22 protein-coding genes are annotated in these 21,332 nt (G+C 72.3%); 2 read left to right on the top strand and 20 right to left on the bottom strand.

Annotated features, from left to right (window positions below; genetic code table 11):
• The first annotated feature begins 22 nt into the window (after positions 1-22).
• Positions 23-3,628 carry a hydantoinase B/oxoprolinase family protein gene (locus RGE_RS19120; RefSeq protein WP_014430103.1) on the top strand — a complete coding sequence of 1,202 codons (3,606 nt, stop codon included), beginning with the start codon at positions 23-25 and terminating at the stop codon, positions 3,626-3,628.
• On the opposite strand, the gene RGE_RS19115 is transcribed toward RGE_RS19120, so the two are convergent.
• Complete coding sequence (locus RGE_RS19115; RefSeq protein ID WP_014430102.1) at positions 3,610-4,287, bottom strand: phosphatase PAP2 family protein; 678 nt, start codon at positions 4,285-4,287, stop codon at positions 3,610-3,612. The genes RGE_RS19120 and RGE_RS19115 overlap by 19 nt on opposite strands.
• Before the next feature lies 1 nt (position 4,288).
• Positions 4,289-5,932 carry a phosphoethanolamine transferase gene (locus tag RGE_RS19110; protein ID WP_014430101.1) on the bottom strand — a complete coding sequence of 548 codons (1,644 nt, stop codon included), beginning with the start codon at positions 5,930-5,932 and terminating at the stop codon, positions 4,289-4,291.
• Positions 5,933-5,973: 41 nt separating this feature from the next.
• On the opposite strand from RGE_RS19110, the gene pcp reads away from it, so the two are divergent.
• On the top strand, positions 5,974-6,627 hold the full coding sequence (gene pcp / locus RGE_RS19105) for a pyroglutamyl-peptidase I (RefSeq protein ID WP_014430100.1): 654 nt from the start codon (positions 5,974-5,976) through the stop codon (positions 6,625-6,627).
• On the opposite strand, the gene tolA is transcribed toward pcp, so the two are convergent.
• The 18 genes from tolA to glyA form a co-directional block, all read right to left on the bottom strand.
• Positions 6,628-7,530: a cell envelope integrity protein TolA gene (gene tolA, locus RGE_RS19100; RefSeq protein ID WP_014430099.1), complete on the bottom strand. Its 903-nt coding sequence runs from the start codon at positions 7,528-7,530 to the stop codon at positions 6,628-6,630.
• Between the two features lie 4 nt (positions 7,531-7,534).
• The gene (locus RGE_RS19095) at positions 7,535-7,975 is read right to left on the bottom strand and encodes an ExbD/TolR family protein (protein WP_014430098.1); all 441 of its coding nucleotides are present in this window, start codon (positions 7,973-7,975) and stop codon (positions 7,535-7,537) included.
• Between the two features lies 1 nt (position 7,976).
• Positions 7,977-8,660, bottom strand: coding sequence for a protein TolQ (gene tolQ, locus RGE_RS19090; RefSeq protein WP_014430097.1), 684 nt, complete (start codon positions 8,658-8,660; stop codon positions 7,977-7,979).
• A complete protein-coding gene (gene ybgC, locus RGE_RS19085; protein WP_014430096.1) occupies positions 8,657-9,061 on the bottom strand; it encodes a tol-pal system-associated acyl-CoA thioesterase in 405 nt (134 codons plus the stop codon). The genes tolQ and ybgC overlap by 4 nt, the downstream gene beginning before the upstream one ends.
• 60 nt (positions 9,062-9,121) lie before the next feature.
• Complete coding sequence (locus RGE_RS19080) at positions 9,122-10,303, bottom strand: pyridoxal phosphate-dependent aminotransferase (protein WP_014430095.1); 1,182 nt, start codon at positions 10,301-10,303, stop codon at positions 9,122-9,124.
• Positions 10,303-10,782, bottom strand: coding sequence for a transcription antitermination factor NusB (gene nusB / locus RGE_RS19075; protein WP_014430094.1), 480 nt, complete (start codon positions 10,780-10,782; stop codon positions 10,303-10,305). Before nusB ends, RGE_RS19080 begins: the two co-directional genes overlap by 1 nt.
• Complete coding sequence (gene ribH, locus RGE_RS19070; RefSeq protein ID WP_014430093.1) at positions 10,779-11,243, bottom strand: 6,7-dimethyl-8-ribityllumazine synthase; 465 nt, start codon at positions 11,241-11,243, stop codon at positions 10,779-10,781. Before ribH ends, nusB begins: the two co-directional genes overlap by 4 nt.
• An 8-nt stretch (positions 11,244-11,251) precedes the next feature.
• Positions 11,252-12,349: a bifunctional 3,4-dihydroxy-2-butanone-4-phosphate synthase/GTP cyclohydrolase II gene (ribBA, locus tag RGE_RS19065; RefSeq protein ID WP_014430092.1), complete on the bottom strand. Its 1,098-nt coding sequence runs from the start codon at positions 12,347-12,349 to the stop codon at positions 11,252-11,254.
• Between the two features lie 104 nt (positions 12,350-12,453).
• Entirely contained in the window at positions 12,454-13,251 is a 798-nt protein-coding gene (locus RGE_RS24725; protein WP_014430091.1) for a PEP-CTERM sorting domain-containing protein, read from the bottom strand.
• Positions 13,252-13,343: 92 nt separating this feature from the next.
• Positions 13,344-14,465, bottom strand: coding sequence for a bifunctional diaminohydroxyphosphoribosylaminopyrimidine deaminase/5-amino-6-(5-phosphoribosylamino)uracil reductase RibD (gene ribD / locus RGE_RS19055; protein ID WP_014430090.1), 1,122 nt, complete (start codon positions 14,463-14,465; stop codon positions 13,344-13,346).
• Positions 14,466-14,506: 41 nt separating this feature from the next.
• Entirely contained in the window at positions 14,507-15,691 is a 1,185-nt protein-coding gene (locus tag RGE_RS19050; RefSeq protein ID WP_014430089.1) for a type IV pilus modification PilV family protein, read from the bottom strand.
• A complete protein-coding gene (locus RGE_RS19045) occupies positions 15,688-17,070 on the bottom strand; it encodes a PilX N-terminal domain-containing pilus assembly protein (RefSeq protein ID WP_014430088.1) in 1,383 nt (460 codons plus the stop codon). Before RGE_RS19045 ends, RGE_RS19050 begins: the two co-directional genes overlap by 4 nt.
• Positions 17,067-17,816, bottom strand: a complete 750-nt coding sequence (locus RGE_RS23400; RefSeq protein WP_014430087.1) for a PilW family protein — start codon at positions 17,814-17,816, stop codon at positions 17,067-17,069. Before RGE_RS23400 ends, RGE_RS19045 begins: the two co-directional genes overlap by 4 nt.
• Positions 17,810-18,409: a prepilin-type N-terminal cleavage/methylation domain-containing protein gene (locus tag RGE_RS19035; RefSeq protein WP_014430086.1), complete on the bottom strand. Its 600-nt coding sequence runs from the start codon at positions 18,407-18,409 to the stop codon at positions 17,810-17,812. The genes RGE_RS23400 and RGE_RS19035 overlap by 7 nt, the downstream gene beginning before the upstream one ends.
• Positions 18,406-18,891, bottom strand: coding sequence for a type IV pilin protein (locus RGE_RS19030; protein WP_014430085.1), 486 nt, complete (start codon positions 18,889-18,891; stop codon positions 18,406-18,408). Before RGE_RS19030 ends, RGE_RS19035 begins: the two co-directional genes overlap by 4 nt.
• 91 nt (positions 18,892-18,982) lie before the next feature.
• Positions 18,983-19,519, bottom strand: coding sequence for a GspH/FimT family pseudopilin (locus RGE_RS19025; RefSeq protein WP_014430084.1), 537 nt, complete (start codon positions 19,517-19,519; stop codon positions 18,983-18,985).
• Positions 19,520-19,618: 99 nt separating this feature from the next.
• On the bottom strand, positions 19,619-20,062 hold the full coding sequence (gene nrdR, locus RGE_RS19020; protein WP_014430083.1) for a transcriptional regulator NrdR: 444 nt from the start codon (positions 20,060-20,062) through the stop codon (positions 19,619-19,621).
• A gap of 16 nt (positions 20,063-20,078) precedes the next feature.
• On the bottom strand, positions 20,079-21,329 hold the full coding sequence (glyA, locus tag RGE_RS19015) for a serine hydroxymethyltransferase (protein ID WP_014430082.1): 1,251 nt from the start codon (positions 21,327-21,329) through the stop codon (positions 20,079-20,081).
• Between the last annotated feature and the right edge of the window lie 3 nt (positions 21,330-21,332).

The following is a 21,332-nucleotide window of genomic DNA, read 5'->3' as shown; positions in this document are numbered from 1 at the left end:
CGGCGGCGTCGAGGAGCAAGGCGTGACGAAGAGGCTCTGGCAGTTCTGGATCGACCGTGGCGGCACCTTCACCGACGTCGTCGGCCGCGACCCCGAGGGCGCGCTGCATACGCTCAAGCTGCTGTCGGTGAACCCGGAGCACTACGAGGACGCCGCCGTCGAGGGCATCCGCCGCCTGCTGGGCCTGGCGCCGGGGCAGGCGATCACGCCGGAGCTCGTCGACTGCGTGAAGATGGGCACGACGGTGGCCACCAACGCGCTGCTCGAGCGCCAGGGCGAGCCGACGCTGCTGGTCACCACGCGCGGCTTCCGCGACGCGCTGCGCATCGCCTGGCAGGCACGGCCGCGGCTCTTCGACCGTCACATCGTGCTGCCCGAACTGCTCTACACGCGGGTCGTCGAAGCCGACGAACGCGTGCAGGACGACGGCACGGTGCTGCAGCCGCTGGACGAGGCGGCGCTGGCCGCCGCGCTGGCCGCGGCGCGCGAGGCCGGGTTCAGGTCCTGCGCCATCGTCTTCCTGCACGGCTGGCGCCACACGGCGCACGAGGCGGCCGCGGCGCGGCTGGCGCACGAGGCCGGCTTCAGCCAGGTCAGCGCCTCGCACCAGACCAGCCCGCTGATGAAGTTCGTGCCGCGCGGCGACACGACCGTCGTCGACGCCTACCTGTCGCCGATCCTGCGCCGCTACGTCGACCGCGTCGGCGCCCAGATGCCCGGCGTGCGGCTGCTGTTCATGCAGAGCTCGGGCGGGCTGACCGAGGCGACACGCTTCCAGGGCAAGGACGCCATCCTCTCCGGCCCGGCAGGCGGCATCGTCGGCATGGTGCGCACCGCCGCGGCCGCCGGCCACCGCCGGCTGATCGGCTTCGACATGGGCGGCACCAGCACCGACGTCAGCCACTGGGCCGGCGAGTTCGAGCGCGCCTTCGAGACCCAGGTCGCCGGCGTGCGCATGCGCGCGCCGATGATGAGCATCCACACCGTGGCCGCCGGCGGCGGCTCGATCCTGGCCTTCGACGGCGCCCGGCTGCGGGTGGGCCCCGAGAGCGCCGGCGCGCATCCGGGCCCGGCCTGTTACCGCCGCGGCGGCCCGCTGGCGACGACCGACGCCAACGTGCTGCTCGGGCGCGTGCAGCCGGCCTGGTTCCCCAAGGTCTTCGGCCCCGGCGCCGACGAGCCGCTGGACGCCGACGGCGTCGCCGCACGTTTCGCCACGCTGGCCGCCGAGGTCCAGGCCGCGACCGGCCGGCCGACGACGCCCGAGGCGCTGGCCGAAGGTTTCCTGGCGATCGCGGTGCAGAACATGGCCAACGCGATCAAGCGCATCTCGGTGGCGCGCGGCTACGACGTCACCGGCTACACGCTGCAGTGTTTCGGCGGTGCCGGCGGCCAGCACGCCTGCGCGGTGGCCGACGCGCTGGGCATGGGCCGGGTTTTCGTGCACCCGCTGGCCGGCGTGCTGTCGGCCTACGGCATGGGACTGGCCGACCGCATCGTGATGCGCGAGGCCTCGCTGGAAGCACCGCTGGACGCCGCCGGCCTGGCCGCGGCGCGCGCCCGGCTCGACGAACTGGCCGCGGTGGCGGCCGGCGAGCTGGCCTCGCAAGGCGTGGCGCGCGAGGCGATCGAATGCCGAGAGCGCCTGCACCTGCGCTACGCCGGCACCGACACCGCGCTCGAACTCGCCTGGAACGCCGACGCCGACGCGCTGGCCCCGGCTTTCGAAGCCGCCTACCGCCGCCGCTTCGCGTTCACGATGCCCGGGCGGGCGCTGGTCGTCGAGGCGGTCGGCGTCGAGGCCGTGGCCGCCGGCGAAGCTTTCGGCGTCGCCGACACCGCGGCCGAGCCGGTGCCGTTCACGCCCGAGCCGGCGGCGCACGTTCGCCTGTATCACGGCGGCTGGCACGACGCCGCGTTGCACGTGCGCGAGACGCTCGCCGCCGGCGCGACGGTCGACGGCCCCGCGATCGTCGCCGAGCGCAACGCGACGACGGTCGTCGAGCCCGGCTGGCGTGCGCGGGTGCGCCCGGACGCCTCGCTGGAGCTGGAGCGCATCGCGCCGCGTGTGGCCGCGCACGCCGTCGGCACCGATGCCGACCCGGTGCTGCTGGAGGTCTTCAACAACCTCTTCATGAGCATCGCCGAGCAGATGGGCTCGCGGCTGCAGAACACCGCCTACTCGGTGAACATCAAGGAGCGGCTGGACTTCTCCTGCGCGCTGTTCGACGCCGAGGGCCGGCTGATCGCCAACGCGCCGCACATGCCGGTGCACCTGGGCTCGATGAGCGAGAGCATCGCCAGCGTCATCGTGCGCAACCCGGCCATGAAGCCGGGCGACGTCTACGTGCTCAACGACCCGTACCACGGTGGCACGCATCTGCCCGACGTCACCGTCGTCACGCCGGTCTACCTCGCCGACGACGATGTGAAGCCGGCGTTCTTCGTCGCCAGCCGCGGTCACCACGCCGACATCGGCGGCATCACGCCGGGCTCGATGCCGCCGTTCTCGACCTCGATCGCCGAGGAAGGCGTGCTGCTCGACAACGTGCTGCTGGTCGAAGGCGGCCGGCTGCGCGAAGCGGATATGCGTGCGCTGCTGGGCTCGGGCCCGCACCCGGCGCGCAACCCCGAGCAGAACCTGGCTGATCTGCGCGCCCAGATCGCCGCCAACGAGAAGGGCGTGCACGAGCTGCGCGCGATGGTCGCCCAGTACGGCCGCGAGACGGTGGCCGCCTACATGGGCCACGTGCAGGACAACGCGGAAGAGTCGGTGCGCCGCGTCATCGGGGCGCTGAAGAACGGGGCCTTCGAGCTGCCCTTGGACAACGGCGCGGTGATCCGCGTGCAGGTCACCGTCGACACCGCCGCGCGCGAGGCGACGATCGACTTCTCCGGCACCAGCGCGCAGCTGGCGAACAACTTCAACGCCCCGAAGGCGGTGACGATGGCCGCGGTGCTCTACGTCTTCCGCACGCTGGTCGACGCCGACATCCCGCTGAACGCCGGTTGCCTGAAACCGCTGAAGATCGTCGTGCCCGAAGGCTCGATGCTGAATCCGCGGCCGCCGGCGGCGGTGGTCGCGGGCAACGTCGAGACCTCGATGTGCGTCACCAACGCGCTCTACGGCGCGCTCGGCGTGATGGCATCGGGGCCGTGCACGATGAGCAACTTCACCTTCGGCAACGAGCGCCACCAGTACTACGAGACGATCTCCGGCGGCTCCGGCGCCGGCCCGGGCTTCGACGGCACGGCGGTCGTGCAGACGCACATGACGAATTCGCGCCTGACCGACCCCGAGGTGCTGGAACACCGTTTCCCGGTGCTGCTGGAGAGCTACGCGCTGCGCGCCGGCTCGGGCGGCGCCGGCCGCTGGCGCGGCGGCGACGGCGGCGTGCGCCGCGTGCGTTTCCTGGAGGCGATGACCGCGTCCATCCTCAGCAACGGCCGCGAGGTGCCGGCTTTCGGCCTGGCCGGCGGCCAGCCGGGCGCGCTGGGCATCAACCGCGTCGAACGCGCCGACGGGCGCGTCGAGCCGCTGGGCCACATCGGGTCGGTGCCGATGGCGCCGGGCGACGTATTCGTCGTCGAGACGCCCGGCGGTGGCGGCTACGGCGTGGCGACGTAGGCCGGCTGCACGACGGGGCGCGGCGCGGTCAGCGTCGCGACCCCCCAGCACAGCCACGCGGCCCAGAGCACGTGGCTGACGTAGTGCGCGCCGCGCATCACCTGGGCGCCGCCGAGCAGCACCGTCAGCATCAGCACCGCCGCCAGCCACAGCCGCGCCGCGCGCGGGTGCTGCCGGCGCAGCGCGAACCAGCCGGTGAAGAAGGCCGCCGCCGAGGTCGCGTGGCCCGACGGGAAGCAGCGGCCCGGGCCGCCGTCGCCGACGCCCCAGCGCCAGTGCGACACGTAGGACGCGTTGCCGCCGAACTCGGCCAGCGACCAGGGGCAGCTCGTCGCGCTGGCGTCCTTGACCAGCGGCACGACGGCGAACACCACCAGCGTGACGAGCAGCCAGCGCAGCCGCTCGCCGCGCGCGAGCGCGCAGCCCAGCAGCGGTTTCACGACGTTGAGCGCCAGCAGCGCGACGACGACCCAGGCCAGCGCCCGCCCGCCCTGGTGCAGCACCAGGCTGGTGAACCAGTGCGAACGCCAGGCGAAGCCGTCGGCGCTGCCGAACAGCCGCTGCACCGCGAGGTCCAGCCCGGAGGCGTCCCAGGCGACCACCGGTACCAGCGCGGCCACCGCGATGCCGAGATCGCGTTTGAAGAGGGACGGCGCCATCTCAGGCGCCCGGCTCGCGGCGGCAGCCGTGGCTCGGGTCCATCTCGGGTTCGTACAGCGAGGTCTGCACGTCGAGCAGGCCGAGCATCAGGTGGAACAGGTTGTCGTGGCTGGCCGGCTCGGCGGCCTTGCGCGCCAGGCAGCCGGTGTCCAGCGGGCCGCCGCTGTTGGCCCAGACGACCATCGGCACCTTCTTCTGCTCCTGTGGCGCGATCGCGTAGGGCAGGCCGTGCAGGTAGAAGTTGTTCTCGCCCAGCGACTCGCCGTGGTCGGAGACGTAGATCATCGTCGCGTCGACGCGGTCGGCGTGGGCCTGCAGCGTGCGTACCAGCGTCGCCAGCACGTGGTCGGTGTAGAGCAGGGCGTTGTCGTAGGCGTTGACGATCTGTTCGCGCGTGCAGCTGCGCAGGTCCTCGTTGCGGCAGGCCGGCTGGAAACGTTCGTACTCGGGCGGGTAGCGGCGGAAGTAGGCCGGGCCGTGGTTGCCGAGCTGGTGCAGCACCAGGATCTGCCGGCCGTCGACCTTGTTCAGCCAGTCGTCCAGGCCGGCGAGCAGCGCTTCGTCGAGGCAGGCGCCATCCGGGCACAGTGCCGGCGGCGCGACCTCGGCCGCGGTCTCGGTCGGCACGCCGTCGCAGACGCCTTTGCAGCCGGACTGGTTGTCGCGCCAGCGCACGCCGACGCCGGCACGCGCCAGCAGGTTCAGCAGCGACTCGCTGCCGCGGATCGTGTCCTCGTCGTAGTGGCGCCGGCCCAGCGCCGAGAACATGCACGGCACCGAGACCTCGGTGTTGGTGCCGCAGCTCGTCACGTCGCGGAAGGCGACGACCGGCAGCGACGCGAGCTGGGGCGTGGTCTGGCGGCTGTAGCCGTCCAGGCCCCAGTTGGCGGCGCGTGCGGTCTCGCCGACGACGAAGACGACGACGCGCGGGCGGGTGTCGGTCTTCCAGCTCGGCCCCGGGCGGGCGTCGGCGCCCAGCACCTTCTTCGGGCCGCTGGCGCGCGCGTCGCGGCCGAAGACGCTGGCCAGCGACCAGACGTAGTTGGCCGGCGTGATCAGGTAGCGCAGTTCCTTCTGGTTGCGCATCAGCGAGGCCAGCGGCTGGTACTGCGCGACCACCGTGCCGACCAGCACCGCGGCGGCGATGCCGATGCCGGCGATGCGCACGCCCAGTGCCGTCGCCCAGCCGGCGCGGCGCACGATGCGCACGCGCCAGAGCACCACCAGCGGCAGCACCGCCAGCAGCAGCAGGTCGGGCACGAGCGAGGGCGTGAACAGCTCGCTGGCTTCGCGCACGTCGGTGCGCATCACGTTGCGCAGCATCGACGGGTCGAGGTAGACGCCCAGCCGGTTCATGTAGTGCGCGGCGAAGGCGGTGGCGACGAACATCAGCGCCAGCAGCGGCTTGACGCTGTGGCGCGTGGCGAACGGCGCCAGCAGCAGGAAGTTCAGCGCCACCAGCGCCAGCCCCAGCGCGAGCGTGAAGCCGAGGTTGTCGCCCGGGTGGCCGGCCAGCGCGCCGGCGAAGAAGCGCTGGTTGACGGCGACGGCCCAGAACAGGCTGGCGCCCAGCAGCAGAGTCTCGACGCTGGCGCTTATCGTCCAGCGTGGTGGTTCAGTGTCGGCGGGAGAGATCGAAGTCACGCGGCACTGTCTTCGGTCTGACTTAAAGTGACATTAATCCGATGAATGCAAGCAAACCTGTCCTGCTGGTGACCGGATTCGACGCGTTCGGCGGCGAGGAGCTCAACCCGTCGTGGGAGGTCTGCGCCGCGCTGGACGGCAGCGAACTCGGCGGCGCGCGCGTCGCCGCGCTGCGCCTGCCCTGTGCCTTCGGTGTCGCGCTGGACGCGCTGGACGCCGGCCTGGCGCAGCACGCGCCGGCGCTGGTGCTGTGCCTGGGCCAGGCCGCCGGGCGCGCCGACTTCAGCGTCGAGCGCGTCGCGATCAACGTCGACGACGCGCGTTTGCCCGACAACCTGGGCGCCTGCCCGGTCGACGCGCCGGTGGTGGCGGGCGGCCCGGCGGCGTACTTCTCGACGCTGCCGATCAAGGCGATGGTCGCGGCGCTGCAGGGCGCCGGCCTGCCGGCCTCGGTGTCGCAGACCGCCGGCACCTACGTCTGCAACCACGTCTTCTACGGCCTGATGCACCGGCTGGCGGCGCGGCCGGGCGTGCGCGGCGGTTTCATGCACCTGCCGCTGCTGCCGGCGCAGGCGGCGCGCCGGCCGGGGCCCAGCCTGCCGCTGGCGACGCAGGTCGAGGGCGTGCGCGTGGCGCTGGCCGCCGCCTGGGCGCACACGCAGGACCTGCGCGTGGCCGGCGGCGCCGAGTGCTGATCAGTCGTGCGGCCGGGCGGTGATGACGATCACCGGCGGCACGCGGCCGTCGACGTCGCGCGGCAGCGTGCCCATGCGGTCGATGGCGCGGATCACCGCGTCGTCCCATGAGGGCAGGCCGCTGGGCTTGGTGACGCGGCGGGCGATGATCGTGCCGGTCGGGCCGGCGCGAACCTCGATCTCGACCTGCGGATTGCCGTTCACCGACTCGTTGAAGATCGTGTTGTCCTTGATCAGCCGGCGCAGCTTGCCGCCGTAGGAGGCCGAGGGCCCGGCGTCGCGTGCGCCGGTGCCGGTGGACGTCGGCGAGCCGGTGCCGGTGCCGCCGAGCGAGTTCTGCATGCGCTTCAGCTGGTCGTCGCGCAGCTTGGCCAGGCGCTGGGCCTCGGCCTTCTGGTCGGCGGCTTTCTGCGCATCGGCCTTCTTCTTCGCGTCGGCTTCGGCCTTGGCCTTCTTGTCGGCCTCTTCCTTCTCGCGCGCCTTCTTGTCGGCTTCTTCCTTTTCGCGTGCCTTCTTCTCGGCGGCCTTCTTCTCTGCCGCCTGCTTCTCGGCGAGTTCGCGCTTCTCGCGCTCCTCTTCCTTTTTGCGGCGTTCGGCGCGTTCGATCGCGATCTGCGCGTCGCGGTCGGGCGCGGCCTGCGGCGGCGCCGGCTTGGGCTCCGGCGCGGGCTTGGGTTCGGGCTTCGGTTCGGGTGCCGGGGCCGGCGGCTCGGGCGCGGGCGGCGGCGCGGCGGTCTCGGGCACGGCGGCCCAGAGCTCGGCGCTGACCGTCTCGGGTTCGGCCGAGTGCCAGTCGACGGCGACCGTCAGGCCGACGATCAGCAGCAGGTGAACGAGCAGCGCCAGCCCGGCGCCGGTCAGCAGGCTGTCGGCCGGGCGGGGCTGCAGCGCGTCATGCGCCACGGGCTCAGGCTCCCTGCTTGACCGAGAGGCCGACGCGCTGCACGCCGGCGCGCTGCAGCGTGTCCATCACGCGCACGACGCTCTCGTACTTGACGTTGCGGTCGGCGCTGATGACGACCGGCACCTCGGCCTTGCCGTCCTGCGCCTCGCGCACGCGGGCCACGAGCTGCGGCAGCTTGACCGCCTCGGGCTCGCCGGCCTTGCTGCCGTCGATCAGGCGCAGCTTCAGCGTCTCGTCGCTGCCGACGACGATCTCGACCACCGCGCTCGGCCGCTGCTGCGACTTGCCGACCGAGGGCAGGTCGACGACGCCGGTGGTGATCAGCGGCGCGGTGACCATGAAGATGATCAGCAGCACCAGCATCACGTCGATGAACGGGACCATGTTGATCTCGTTGACCGATCGGCGGCGGCCGCGGCCGCCGCGGGAAGCCACGGCAGGCATCTCAGACGCTCCCGGCCGGGCCCGACGCGTTGCGCTGCAGGATGTTCGAGAACTCCTCGATGAAGGTCTCGAACTGGATCGCGATGCGGTCGATGTCGCGCGCGAAGCGGTTGTAGGCGATGACCGCCGGGATCGCCGCGAACAGGCCGATCGCGGTGGCCACCAGCGCCTCGGCGATGCCCGGCGCGACGGTGGCCAGCGTCACCTGCTGCAGGTTGGACAGGCCGACGAAGGCATGCATGATCCCCCAGACGGTGCCGAACAGGCCGACGTAGGGCGAGACCGAGCCGACCGAGGCGAGGAAGCTGAGGTGGCTCTCGATCGCATCGAGCTCGCGCTGGAAGCTGGCGCGCATCGCGCGGCGTGCGCCGTCGAGCTGGGCGCCGGCGTCCAGGCGGCGTTCGCGCAGCTTCAGGAACTCGCGCATGCCGCTGGCGAAGATGCGTTCGATCGGCGCCGCGTCGGTCTTGTTCGTGGCCGCCTGGTTCAGCTCGGTCAGGCTGCGGCCCGACCAGAACTCGCGTTCGAAGGCTTCGTTGCGGCTGCGCACGGTGCGCAGGCCGAAGAGCTTGCCGAAGATGACGGTCCAGCTGGCCAGAGAGACCAGCGCCAGGCCGGCCATCACGAGCTGCACGACGGCGCTCGCCTGCAGCACGAGGGAGACGATCGAAAGATCCTGGTTCATCGGAGGGCGTCGAAGATCTGGAGCGGGATGCGCACGGGGCGGAAGGTCGCGGCGTCGACGCAGCCGACACGGACCTCGGCTTCGGCCAGCAGCTCCTCGCCGCGCCAGGCCTGCTGGGCGAAGACGAGCGAGGCGCGGCAGAGCTCGCGCACGCTGGCGGTGACGACGATCTCGTCGTCCAGCCGCGCCGGGCGGCGGTAGGAGACGGTGGCGTCGGCGACGACGAAAACGGTGCCGGTGGCGACGCGCCCGGCTTCCTGGCCGATGCCCAGCGAGCGCAGCCACTCGGTGCGGGCACGCTCGAAGAACTTCAGGTAGTTCGCGTAGTAGACGACGCCGCCGGCGTCGGTGTCTTCCCAGTAGACGCGGACGCGGTGGCGGAAAGCGGCGGTCTCGGACATCGGCGGGCGATTATGCGGCAGCGCAGCAACGGCCCCCGGGCCGGCGGGGCTGCCGCGGGCTCATCGGAGTTCGCGCGCCAGGCGCGCGATCGCGGCTTCGAGCTGGGCCATCGAGTTGGCGAAGGACAGGCGCAGGTAGCGCTCGGCGGCGGCCGGGCCGAAGTCGCGGCCCGGCGTCATCGCGACGTGGGCACGCTCCATCATCTGCATGCAGAAGTCCCAGCTGCTGGGCGAATAGCGCGAGCAGTCGGCCCAGGCGTAGAACGCGCCGTCGGGCACGACCGGCACCGCGAGGCCCAGCTTCTGCAACTCGGGCACGATGAAGTCGCGGCGGCGGCGGAACTCCTCGCGCCGGCGTTCGTATTCGTCGATGGCCTCGGGCTCGAAACAGGCCAGCGCGGCGTGCTGGGCCACCGTCGAGGGGCAGATGAAGAGGTTCTGCGCCAGCTTCTCGACCGCGCCGACCAGCGCCGTCGGCAGCACCACCCAGCCGACGCGCCAGCCGGTCATGCTGAAGTACTTGGAGAAGCTGTTGATCGAGACGATGTCCTCGCCCAGCGCCAGCGCCGTGTGGCCGAAGGCCTCGTCGTAGCCCAGGCCGAGGTAGATCTCGTCGACGATCGTGACGCCGCCGCGTTCGCGCACGGTCTCGGCGATGGCGGCCATCTCGGCCGGCGCGATCGAGGTGCCGGTCGGGTTGCTCGGCGAGGCCAGCAGCACGCCGCGCGTGGCCGGCGTCCAGTGCGCGGCCACCGAGCCGGCGTCGAGCTGGAAACGCGCCGCGGGCACCGCCGGCACCAGCCGCGCCGTGCCGCCGGCGGCGGCGACGAAATGGCGGTTGCAGGGGTAGCTCGGGTCCGGCATCAGCACCTCGTCGCCGGCCTCGAACAAGGCCAGGCAGACGAGCTGAAGCGCCGCCGACGCGCCGGCGGTGACGGCGATGCGCGCCGGGTCGACGTCGACGCCCCAGCGTGTGCGGTACCAGCCGGCGATGCGTTCGCGCAGCGCGGGCAGGCCCAGCGCCGGCGTGTACTGCGTGCGGCCGGCGGCCAGGCAGGCCTCGGCGGCGCGCTGCACGCCCGGCGGCGCCGTGAAGTCGGGTTCGCCGATGTTCAGGTAGATCATCGGCTCGCCGCCGCGTGCGGGGTCGCAGGCGGGGCTGGCGGCGATGCGGTCGGCCGCCTTGGCGCATTCCATGACGTAGAACGGGTCGATGCGTGCGACCCGGCTGGCGACGCGCATCAGGCCCCCTGGGCGCGGCGCTGCGCGACCTCGGCCGGGCGCAGGTCGCCGGCCGCCTTGTCGAGCACGCCGTTGACGTACTTGTGGCCGTCGGTGCCGCCGAAGCTCTTGGCGAGCTCGACGGCTTCGTTGATCGCGACGCGGTACGGCACTTCCATGCAGTGCGTCAGCTCGTAGGCGCCGATCATCAGCACCGCGTGCTCGACCGGCGAGAGCTGGTTGGTGCGGCGGTCAACGTGGCGCGCGAGCACCGCGTCCAGCGCCGAGGCTTCGGCGATGCAGCCGTGCAGCAGGGCGTCGAAGTGGGCGCGGTCGCACTTGTCGAAGCCGTCCTGCTCGCGCATGTGGGCGTCGATGGTGCCTGCGTCGGCGCCGCTGATCAGCCATTCGTACAGGCCTTGCAGCGCGATCTCGCGCGAACGGCGGCGGGCGGACTTGGGCGCGGCGCGCTTGCGTGCGGCGGTGGGTTCGGTGCTCACGACAGGTCTTCCAGCAGGTTCGCCATCTCGACGGCGACGCGCGCGGCGTCGCGGCCCTTGTCCTCGGCACGGGCCCAGGCCTGGGCTTCGTTCTCGACGGTCAGGATGGCGTTGGCGATGGGGAGGCGGTGGTCCAGCGCGACGCGCGTGACGCCGGCGCCGCTTTCGTTGGCCACCAGTTCGAAGTGGTAGGTCTCGCCGCGGATGATGCAGCCCAGCGCGACCAGCGCGTCGTAGCCGCCCGAGGCGGCCAGCGCGGCCAGCGCCACCGGCACCTCGAGCGCACCGGGCACGGTGACTTCGCGCACGTCGGCCGCGTCGACCTCCAGGCGCGCCAGCTCGGCGCGGCAGGCATCGGCCAGCGCGGCGGTGATCGAGTCGTTGAAACGCGCCCGCACGATGGCGATGCGCAGGCCGCGACCGTCGAGATCGGTCGCCTGGCCCTGTTCTGCGTTCTGCATGGTGGTCCTCAGGCGTGCGCGGCGACGAAGCCGGTGATCTCCAGGCCGTAGCCCGGCATGCTCGGCATGCGGCGCGGGTTGCCGAGCAGGCGCATGCGGCGCACGCCCAGCTCGCGCAGGATCTGCGCGCCGACGCCGTAGGTGCGCAGGTCGGCCGGCGTGCGCGGCGTGGCCTCGCGCTGCTCCGGCGGCACGAGCTGCGGCAGCAGCGTGTCGATGTCGTGGGTGCAGTTGAGCAGCACCGCGCAGCCGCGTTCGGCGGCCTGCAGCGCCGCCAGCGCCGCCGGCAGCGGCCAGGAGTGGCTGCCGCCGCAGGCGTCGAGCACGTCGAAGACGGTGAAGGGCTCGTGCACGCGCACCGTCACCTCGTCGGCCGGGGTCCAGCGGCCGTGGGTCAGCGCCAGGTGCAGGCCGCCGCCCTTGTCGCGGTAGGCGATGCAGTCGAACTCGCCGTGCGGCGTCGTCACGCGGCGCTGGCCGACACGCTGGATCAGCGTCTCGTTGCGGCTGCGGTAGTGGATCAGGTCGGCGATGGTGCCGATCTTCAGGCCGTGCTCGCGGGCGAAGATCTCCAGGTCCGGCAGGCGCGCCATCGTGCCGTCGTCCTTCATGATCTCGCAGATCACCGCGGCCGGCGTCAGCCCGGCCATGCCGGCGAGGTCGCAGCCGGCTTCGGTATGGCCGGCGCGCATCAGCACGCCGCCGTCCTGGGCCATCAGCGGGAAGATGTGGCCGGGCTGCACCAGGTCGCTGGCCTTGGCGTCGCGGGCGACGGCGGCCTGCACGGTGCGCGCGCGGTCGGCTGCCGAGATGCCGGTCGTGACGCCGGAGGCGGCCTCGATCGACACGGTGAAGGCGGTTCCCATGCGGGTGCCGTTGCGCGCGGCCATCGGGTGCAGCTGCAGGCGCTCGCAGCGATCGCGCGTCAGCGTCAGGCAGATCAGGCCGCGGCCGTAGCGGGCCATGAAGTTGATCGCCTCGGGGGTGACGTGCTCGGCGGCGAGCACGAGGTCACCCTCGTTCTCGCGGTCTTCCTCGTCGACGAGGATGACCATGCGGCCGGCCGCCAGTTCGGCGACCAGCTCGGGGACAGGGGAAATCGGCATCGTGGAATTGTAGGCGTCGCTCCCGGCGCCTCCCGGACGGGCAAACGAAAGGGCGGACGCCTCGCGGCGTCCGCCCGTGAAATCGAGCCGCCCGAGGCGGCGCTTCAGCCCTGGCGGCGGCGGCGCGTGGCCGCGGCACCGGCCAGCGCCAGGCCGGCGAGCGCCAGCGACGCGGGCTCGGGCACTTCGCTCGGCGGCGTCGAGGCGGCCACGGCCGCGAGCATGTCGTCGAAGCCCAGGGCGTCGCTGTCCGCGCCGCTGGGCTGCGACACGGTGACGACGATCTGCTTGAACGCGGTGTCGAAGTCGGTGATGCCCCAGAACAGCAGGCTGCCGTTGGTCGCGGTGGGCTCGGAACTCGTGCCGGCCGCTCGGCTGGTCGTGCTGCCGCCTTCGCTGCCGTCGTAGACCACGTAGTCCTCGCCGTTGATCGTCACCGTCAGCACGCCCTTGAAGTCGCCGACGTCGGTGGCATAGAAGCCGAAGCCGTTGATCGCGGTGTCGAAGCTCAGCGTGAACGAACGCGAGCTTTCCCAGAAGTACTGCCCGTCGGGCGTCGTGTTGAAGCGGCCGGCGCTGTTGCCGCCGTCGTCGAAGGACTCCTTGCCGATGCGGCTGCGGCCAGCCTGGTCGGCGATGGACAGCGACGCGGTGGACGAGAACAGCGCCGCCGGAGTCGACAGGTAGGCGTAGCTCTCGAAGCTCTCGGTGGCGACCTTGCCGCCGCCGAGCGCGAGGAGGAAGGCGTCGTGTTCGGCCTTGGACGCACCGTTGGCGGGGACCTGGCTTTGCGGGCTCGCGTCGAAGCCGTAATACGTGGTCGGCGCGGCGAACACGGCGCCCGCGAAGACCACCGAGCCGGTGGCCAGGGCGACACGACCCCAGCGTTGGATGGAAACCATCGTTCGAGACCTCCTCGCGCGTCGCACGCAGGAGCGCGTGCAACCCTTTGAAACGATCATAGCGACGGCCCCCCTAGGTGGCGTCCCCCCATTCACATGGCCGCAGCGCTCTCCGTGCGCAGGCGCAGCCGCAGGTCAGGACCGATGCGCTGCGCGTCGACGTAGTGCCAGCGCAGCCCCTGCGCGAGCGTTTCGAAAGGCCCGAGCGCGGCCATGCCGCGCCCCTCGCCGAGCAGCAGCGGCGCGGCGTAGACCAGCAGTTCGTCGACCAGGCCGGCCGCCAGCATCGCGCCGTTGAGCCCTGCGCCGGCCTCGACGTGCAGTTCGTTGACGCCCTGGCCCGCCAGGTCGGCCAGCACCGCGGGCAGGTCGACGCGGCCGTGCGGGTCGGCGTGCCGGCGCACCTCGGCGCCGGCCGCGCGCAGCGCCTGCGCCGCGCCTTCGTCGTCGCTGGCGGTGTAGACCAGGCAGCGGCCCGGCGCCGGGATGAGCCGCGCGCCGGGCGGCGTGCGCAGCCGCGAGTCGAGCACCGCGCGCATCGGCTGCAGCGCGGTCGGCACCAGGCGCACGTCCAGCCGCGGATCGTCGTCGAGCACGGTGCCGATGCCGGTCAGCACGCAGCCGGCGCGCCGGCGCCAGGCATGGCCGTCGGCGCGCGCCTCGGGCCCGGTGATCCACTGGCTGGCGCCGTTGGCCAGCGCGGTGCGGCCGTCCAGCGAGGCGGCGATCTTCATGCGCACCCAGGGGCGGCCGCGTTGCACGCGCGACAGGAAGCCGATGTTGAGCTCGCGCGCGGCCTCGGCGACCTCGGCGTCGGCCATCTCGACGGCCACGCCGGCGGCACGCAGCCGCGCGATGCCGGCGCCGGCGACCTGCGGGAAGGGGTCGCCGAGCGCGACGACGACGCGGGCGATGCCGGCGGCGACCAGAGCGTCGCAGCACGGCGGCGTGCGGCCGTGGTGGGCGCAGGGTTCGAGCGTGACCCAGGCCGTGGCGCCGCGCAGGTCGTGGCCGGCGGCGGCCGCGTCGCGCAAGGCCATCACCTCGGCATGGGCCTCGCCGGCGCGCTGCGTCGCGCCGCGGCCGAGCACGCGCCCGTCTTCGTGGCCGACGACGCAGCCGACACGCGGGTTCGGGTCGGTGAGGCCGATCGAGCCTTCGGCGAGCGCGAGGGCTTCGAGGAGACGGCTGCGGTCCAGCGGGGAGATCGGCATCGGTGGGCAGGCGGCGGCCCGGCTCGGGCGGGACGCCGATGCTACGGCTGGTGCTGCCAGGTGGCCGAGACGATGGGCGTGGCGGTGTCGTCGCCGGGGCAGGTCCAGGCCGTGCCGGGCACGGTGTCGCTGCCGGTGCCGGCGGTGATGACGAGGAAGTTCTGGTTCGTCAGCGGGCCGCCGACGTTGCTGTAGTTGGCCGGGTGGTCGACGTTGCGCGTCGGGCTGGCCGTCGGCGCGTAGCGGCAGACCTTGACGCGGCTGGCCGAAGTCGTCGTGTCGGGCGTCGTCGTCGCCAGGTTCGTCGGCCAGACCGACGAGCGGCCGGACCACATCTTGGTGGCCGTCGAGACCGGCACGGCGCAGTAATAGGCGACGTAGGCGGGGTAGACCAGGTGCACGCAGGTGTCCGGCGCCGGCGTCGGCGAGCCGGTACGCTGCACGCTGACGAAGGCCGTGGGCCAGGCCGGGATCGACGCCAGGTCGTCGGGCGACAAGGGCGGCGGCACTTCGGCCAGCGCCGGGGTCGGCTGCACGCCGGTGGCAAAACGCACGTAGCCCGACAGCAGGTAGGCGTTGACGCTGGTGCAGTTGGTGGCCGGGATGCAGATGCTGGTGATGACCCCGGTGAGGTTGTTGAAGGTGAAGGCGACCTGGTCGCTGCCCAGCGGGCGGAAGCTGCTGGTGCCGTCGCCGTTGTCGCTGGCCTGCACCGGGATCGCCGCGTGGCGCGACTTCGGCTGCGCCAGGGTGGTGGCGTCGGCGGGCAGGAACAGCGCACCGGCCAGGTCGGGCGGCGTGCCGGTGATGAAGGCCGCGAAGTCGACCCACTGGTTGTCCGTCTCCGCGCGGCGGTCGCGCCAGGCGACCTGGATCGCGACCATCTTCGCGCGTCCGGCGTCGGCCGCGGTGTCGGTCACGGTCTGGCGCAGCGTGAACTCGGTGTTCGCGAGCGGGGTGTCGACCCGCTGCCCGGGGGCGGTGGTGATCGACTCGTAGGTCTGGCCGTCCGTGCCGTCGAGCGAGCTGTAGCCGCGCAGCTGCTCCAGCCGTTCCTGGGCGATGCGCACCGCCTCGCTGCGCTGGCGCGAGACGTCGGCGGTGGCGCGCAGCGTGGCCTGCAGCCCGACGACGCCGAGCAGGCCGATGGCCATCACGGCCAACGCGACCAGCGCCTCGACCAGCGAGACGCCGCGCGACCTGCGACGAAGCCGATGCGCGCTCACGGGAAGTCCTTCCAGCTGCCGGCGACGCGCGTGAACGAGCCGACCAGCGTCGACAGGTGACGCAGCGTGTCGGCGTCGTGGTCGATCGAACTGCCCGTCGTGGTGGCCACGACCAGGTCGTTCTCGGCGATCAGCGCGCCCTGCACGTGCGCCGTGCCGCTCAGCCGCCAGCTCGTCGCCCGGCCGTAGACCAGGCCGTGCACCGGGCGCCCGCCGGCGTCGAAGTCGAGGTTGCCGGTGACGACGATCAGCACCGGTGCCGCGGCGCTGCCGATGTCGCCGCTGCCGTCGAGCACGAGGTTGCCCTCGACCCAGATCGGCCGCCCGGGGTTGCGCGCGACCTTGGTGGCCAGCGTGCTGCCGTCGCAGCTGACGGTGGCGCAGTCGAGCAGCACGGCACCCGGCTGGTCGCGGAAGGTTTCGGGCCGCATCATGAAGACCGAGGCGAACATGCGCGTGCTGACCGGCGTGTCGCCGGTGCCGACGATGTCGCGCAGCGACGGGTCCGGGCTGAGCGTCGCGCTGCCGTCGGCCGGCGAGCCCGGCGCGCCGAGCGCCTCGATCGCGCTCGGGATGCTGCTGCCGCCGACGCGCACCGAGTAGCCGCTGGCCGAGCCGGTGCGCGCCACGCGCAGCGTGCCGCCGCCGTCGGTCGTCAGGTTGCCGCGCACGATCAGCGTGTCGCGCGGCAGCGCCGTCACCACCGTCTTGCTGCTGTCGCGTTCGACCGCCGCGGTGCGCCCGGCCATCGCGGCCCAGGTGGAGATGGCCGCGAAGCCTTCGCCGGCAGGGGCGATCGCGCGCACCAGCGGCAGGCTGGACATGTTTGCCGAGAAGCTCAGGCACTCCTCGGCCAGCCGGGTGCAGCCGTTGGCGTAGATGCGCACCAGCCCGGGCCTCAGGGCCGACCCGACGATTGCGACGCGGAAGGCCGGATGCGGGCCGTCGCCGGCGGGAGGGTCGGGCAGCTCGGTGCCGCTTGCCGGGCAGCGGCAGCTCCAGCCGCTGCCGTCGCGCACGCAGGTGGCGAAGGCGACGTTGCCGCTGGCGTCGAGCTTGGCGCCGACGAAGCCGGTGTCGGCGTCGGTGACCAGGTAGCGCTCGCGGAACGGCGTGTCCGTGATCGTCGTGCTCGGTGCGCAGCTGGCGTCGATGCGGCCGCCGTTGAGCTTGAGCAGGGCCCACTCGAGGCCCGCCTCGGCGGTCTCCATCGCCTGCGTCGAGCGGTACTGGTTGACGCCGGTGCGCTGCTCGAAGATCAGATTGCGGCTGGTGTAGGCGGCGACCAGCGAGACGACGAAGAACAGCAGCAGCACCACGGCCAGCGCCGCCAGACCGTGCTGGCGGCGACGGGGCGCCGGGGCGGTGCCGCGCTTCATGTCGGGCACACGCGCGTCGGGTGCGCGGCGTCGCGGTAGTCGATGAAGTCGTTGCGCAGCTTCACCGTCGCCTGCATCGCGCGCGTCACGCTCGGGTCGGCGACCGAAGCGGCTTCGATCTCGATCTTCACCAGGCGCACGTCGAGCACCGGCCAGCAGCTGGTGCTGCCGTCGGCGCAGAGCTTGGCGCAGGGCAGGGGCTGGGGCGTGGAGCCGTCGTCCTGCCAGCTGACCTGGAACTTCGTGATGCGCAGCGTGCGGCTGTCGGTCAGTTCCTGCCAGCTCGGCGGGTTCGCGTTCTGGGCGCAGGTGCTGCCGGCCACGACGGCCGCGCCCTGGATGCCGGACTTCAGCACGCCGTTCTCGAGCTTGATGCCGGTGGCGCTGTTGTTGTCGCCGTTGCGGTAGTAGCGGTAGACGACCGAGTCCTGGGTGTCGGCGATGCGCACCGTCGCGTAGCGGTTGCACTGCGGGTCGGTGTTCTCGGTGGACCACGGGCCGCTGTTCTGCGCGTCGTTCCAGATGCCGGCGCGGCGCAGGTCGCGCACGATGATGTCGGTGGTGGCGCGCAGGTCCTGCTGCAGCTGCGTCTCCAGCAGCAGCCGGCGGTTCTCGGTGAGCTGGCCCGAGACCAGCAGCGCCGACGCGGCGACGACCAGCAGGCCGATCGTCACGCCGACCATCAGCTCGACGATCGACAGCCCGCGCTGGCGACGCGCCGGCCTGCGGCGTGCGGCGTTCAGCACGTCTGCGCTCCCAGCGCGGCCTGCGTGCCGCAGACCGTGGGCCGGCCGGCGCGGCCGACCGTGGTGCGCAGGCTGCGGGTGCCGTCGAGCACCGTGTTGATGACGAAGGCGTCCAGCGGTTCGGGCAGCCAGTCGGAGCTGTGCGTCAGCAGGCCGCCGGTCAGCGGGTCGAAGCCGAAGCCGCGGTCGCCGACCGCCAGTTGCAGGTGCACGCCGCCGTCGGCAGGCAGCATGACGGTGCGCAGTTCGACCGACACCGGGTTCGAGCAGGCATTGCCCGGGCCCAGCGTGCAGTCGCAGTACAGCTTGGTGGCGTCGGCGCCGGGGCGCAGCTCGTAGATCGTGTAGCAGGACACCGCCGTGCCGGCGGCCGGGAACAGCACGAACGAGCGCAGCCCGTGCGCCACGGCCTGGCCGCGCGCGAACTGGACGTCGGTGCCGAGCTGCGCGCTGATGCTCTTCAGGCGCTGCACGCGGATGTAGTCGAACAGCGACGGCGCGCCCAGCGCCAGCAGCACGCCCAGCAGCGCGACGACGACCATCAGCTCGACCAGGGTCAGGCCGCGGCGGCGGAGGCGGCGGGGCGGCGTCATTTGGGCCAGCAGGCGTTGGTCACCGCGTAGCTGAAGTCGCCACAGCTGCCGCAGCCGGCGTATTCGAGGTTGCCGCCGCGCAGCCGCATGCTCATGTTGCGGCACTGGCTGTCCGAGGCCTGGCTGCTGCCGCGGTTGCCGCGGGCGGTGACGACGTAGGCGCTGGACAGCGTGTCGCCGGCGGCGCCCGAGCTGCCGATCTCGATCGTGTAGTGGCCCGACGAGCTGCTGCTGCTGAGCCCCAAGTCGGTCAGCGAGGTCGTGTACTGGGCGTGGTTGCTGCGCCAGCGTTCCTGCGCCTGCTGCACCGCGGCCACCGCGGCATAGGCGTCGGAGCGGCGGCCCTTGCGGATGCTGTCCATGAAGGACGGCAGCGCCACCGCGGCGAGCACGCCGAGCACGACGACCACGATGGCCAGTTCGATGAGCGTGAAGCCCTGCGCTGGCCCCCCAGCGGAACACCGACGGCACCGGATGGACATGTGACCGATTATTCGCAGCGCCGGCCCCGCCGGCACCGTTCGTCGTGGCGTGGGCGCCGCTCGTCGCGGCCCTTGCCCCGCGTTCGAGGGATCAGCAGGGCGCTTCGCCGGGCAGGCCGTCGGGCGAGCAGCGCCGCACCCGGCCCATCAGGTTGACGACGAGGTGCAGCCGCGGTCCCGACGGCAGCGACAGCCGCACCGTCGCGGTGGGCGTGACGGTGCCGCGGGTCGGGTCGAAGAGCAGCGAGCCGCTGTTGGACAGCAGCTGCACCGGGTGCGTGTCGCCGAGGTTCACGTAGCGCAGCACGCGGCGGCCCTCGCAGATCGGCACGGGGCCGTCGCAGCTGCAGCCGGGCGCGCCGTCGTGCAGCAGCCAGCAGCGTGGGCCGGCGAACTCCAGCCGCACGCCGTCCGACCGTGCCGTCGCCAGGCTGCGCGCATACATGATGTCGGTCTCGAGCTGGGCGGCGACGCCGCGCAGGCGCTCGCGCTCCTGCATCGTCGCGAAGCCCGGCACGGCCAGGCCGACGACGAGCGCGGCCAGCGCCAGCGTGACGGCGCTCTCGATCAGCGTCAGGCCGCGCGGGCGCGGCGTGTTCGGTGGCTGGGGCAGCGGGTCGCGGGCCATGTCGTCCTCCGGTGCCGGGGCACTCTAGGAAGACGCAAGACGCCGCGCGCTCCCCTCGCGGCGGGAGCTTCGGGCGCCCCCGCGCGGGGGATCAGCGACTCAGATGTCGCGGATCAGCTGGCTGAACTCGTCGACGTCCTCGAAGCTGCGGTAGACCGACGCGAAGCGCACATAGGCCACCTTGTCCAGCTTCTCGAGTTCGCGCATCACGAGCTCGCCGACGCGCGTGCTCGGCACCTCGCGCGCGCCGCCGGCGACGAGCTGCTCCTGGATGCGCTCGATCGCCGCGTCGATCTTCTCGACGCCGACCGGGCGCTTGCGTAGCGCCAGCATCATCGACGAGCGCAGCTTCTCGGGGTCGAACTCGACACGCGCGCCGTCCTTCTTGACGACGGCGGGCATCGCGACCTCGGCGCGTTCGTAGGTCGTGAAGCGCTTCTCGCACTTCAGGCAGCGGCGGCGCCGGCGCACGACGCCGCCCTCGTCGGACTCGCGGGTCTCGACGACCTGCGTCTCGCCGTGGGCGCAGTACGGACAACGCATGCGCCGCCGCTCCCGCTCAGCGGTAGACCGGGAAGTCGCGCGTCAGCGCCGCGACCTTCTCGCGCACCGCGGCGATGTTCGCCTCGTCGTGCGGGTTGTCGAGCACGTCGGCGATCAGGTGCGCGGTGCGGCGCGCCTCGTCTTCCTTGAAGCCGCGCGTCGTCATCGCCGGCGTGCCCAGGCGGATGCCGCTGGTGACCATCGGCTTCTGCGGGTCGTTCGGGATGCCGTTCTTGTTGCAGGTCATGTGGGCCTTGCCCAGCACGGCTTCCGCTTCCTTGCCGGTCAGGCCCTTGGGGCGCAGGTCGACGAGCATCACATGGCTCTCGGTGCCGCCGCTGACGATGCGCAGGCCGCGCGAGATCAGCGTCTCGGCCAGCACCTTGGCGTTGGCCGCCACCTGCTGCTGGTAGGCCTTGAACTCGGGCGCCAGCGCTTCCTTGAAGGCGACGGCCTTGCCGGCGATGACGTGCATCAGCGGGCCGCCCTGGATGCCGGGGAAGATCGCGCTGTTGATCTTCTTGGCGATCGCCTCGTCGTTCATCAGGATGATGCCGCCGCGCGGGCCACGCAGGCTCTTGTGCGTGGTGGACGTGACGACGTCGGCATGCGGCACCGGGTTCGGGTAGACGCCTGCGGCGACGAGGCCGGCGTAGTGCGCCATGTCGACCATGAAGTAGGCGCCGATGGCCTTGGCGACCTTGGCGAAACGTTCGAAGTCGATGCGCAGGCTGTAGGCCGAGGCGCCGGCGATGATCAGCTTGGGCTTGTGCTCGTGCGCCAGGCGTTCCATCGCGTCGTAGTCGATGGCTTCGTTGGCGTCCAGGCCGTAGCTGACGACCTTGAACCACTTGCCGCTCATGTTCAGCGGCATGCCGTGCGTCAGGTGGCCGCCTTCGGACAGGCTCATGCCCATGATCGTGTCGCCCGGCTCGAGCAGGCCGAAGAACACGGCCTGGTTGGCCTGCGAGCCCGAGTTGGGCTGCACGTTGGCGAAGTTGGCGCCGAAGAGCTGCTTGACGCGGTCGATCGCCAGCTGTTCGACGACGTCGACGTACTCGCAGCCGCCGTAGTAGCGCTTGCCGGGGTAGCCCTCGGCGTACTTGTTGGTGAGCTGCGAGCCTTGCGCGGCCATCACCGCGGGGCTGGTGTAGTTCTCCGACGCGATGAGCTCGATGTGCTCTTCCTGGCGGCGGTTCTCGTCCTGGATGGTCGCCCAGATTTCAGGGTCGACGTTGGCGAGGGTGGAAATGGAACGGTCGAACACGGC

The sequence above is a fragment of the Rubrivivax gelatinosus IL144 genome, assembly GCF_000284255.1.
Taxonomy (GTDB): Bacteria; Pseudomonadota; Gammaproteobacteria; order Burkholderiales; family Burkholderiaceae_C; genus Rubrivivax; species Rubrivivax gelatinosus_A.
Note: the sequence above shows the minus strand (reverse complement) of the source record. Positions and strands in the feature narration are given on the sequence as shown.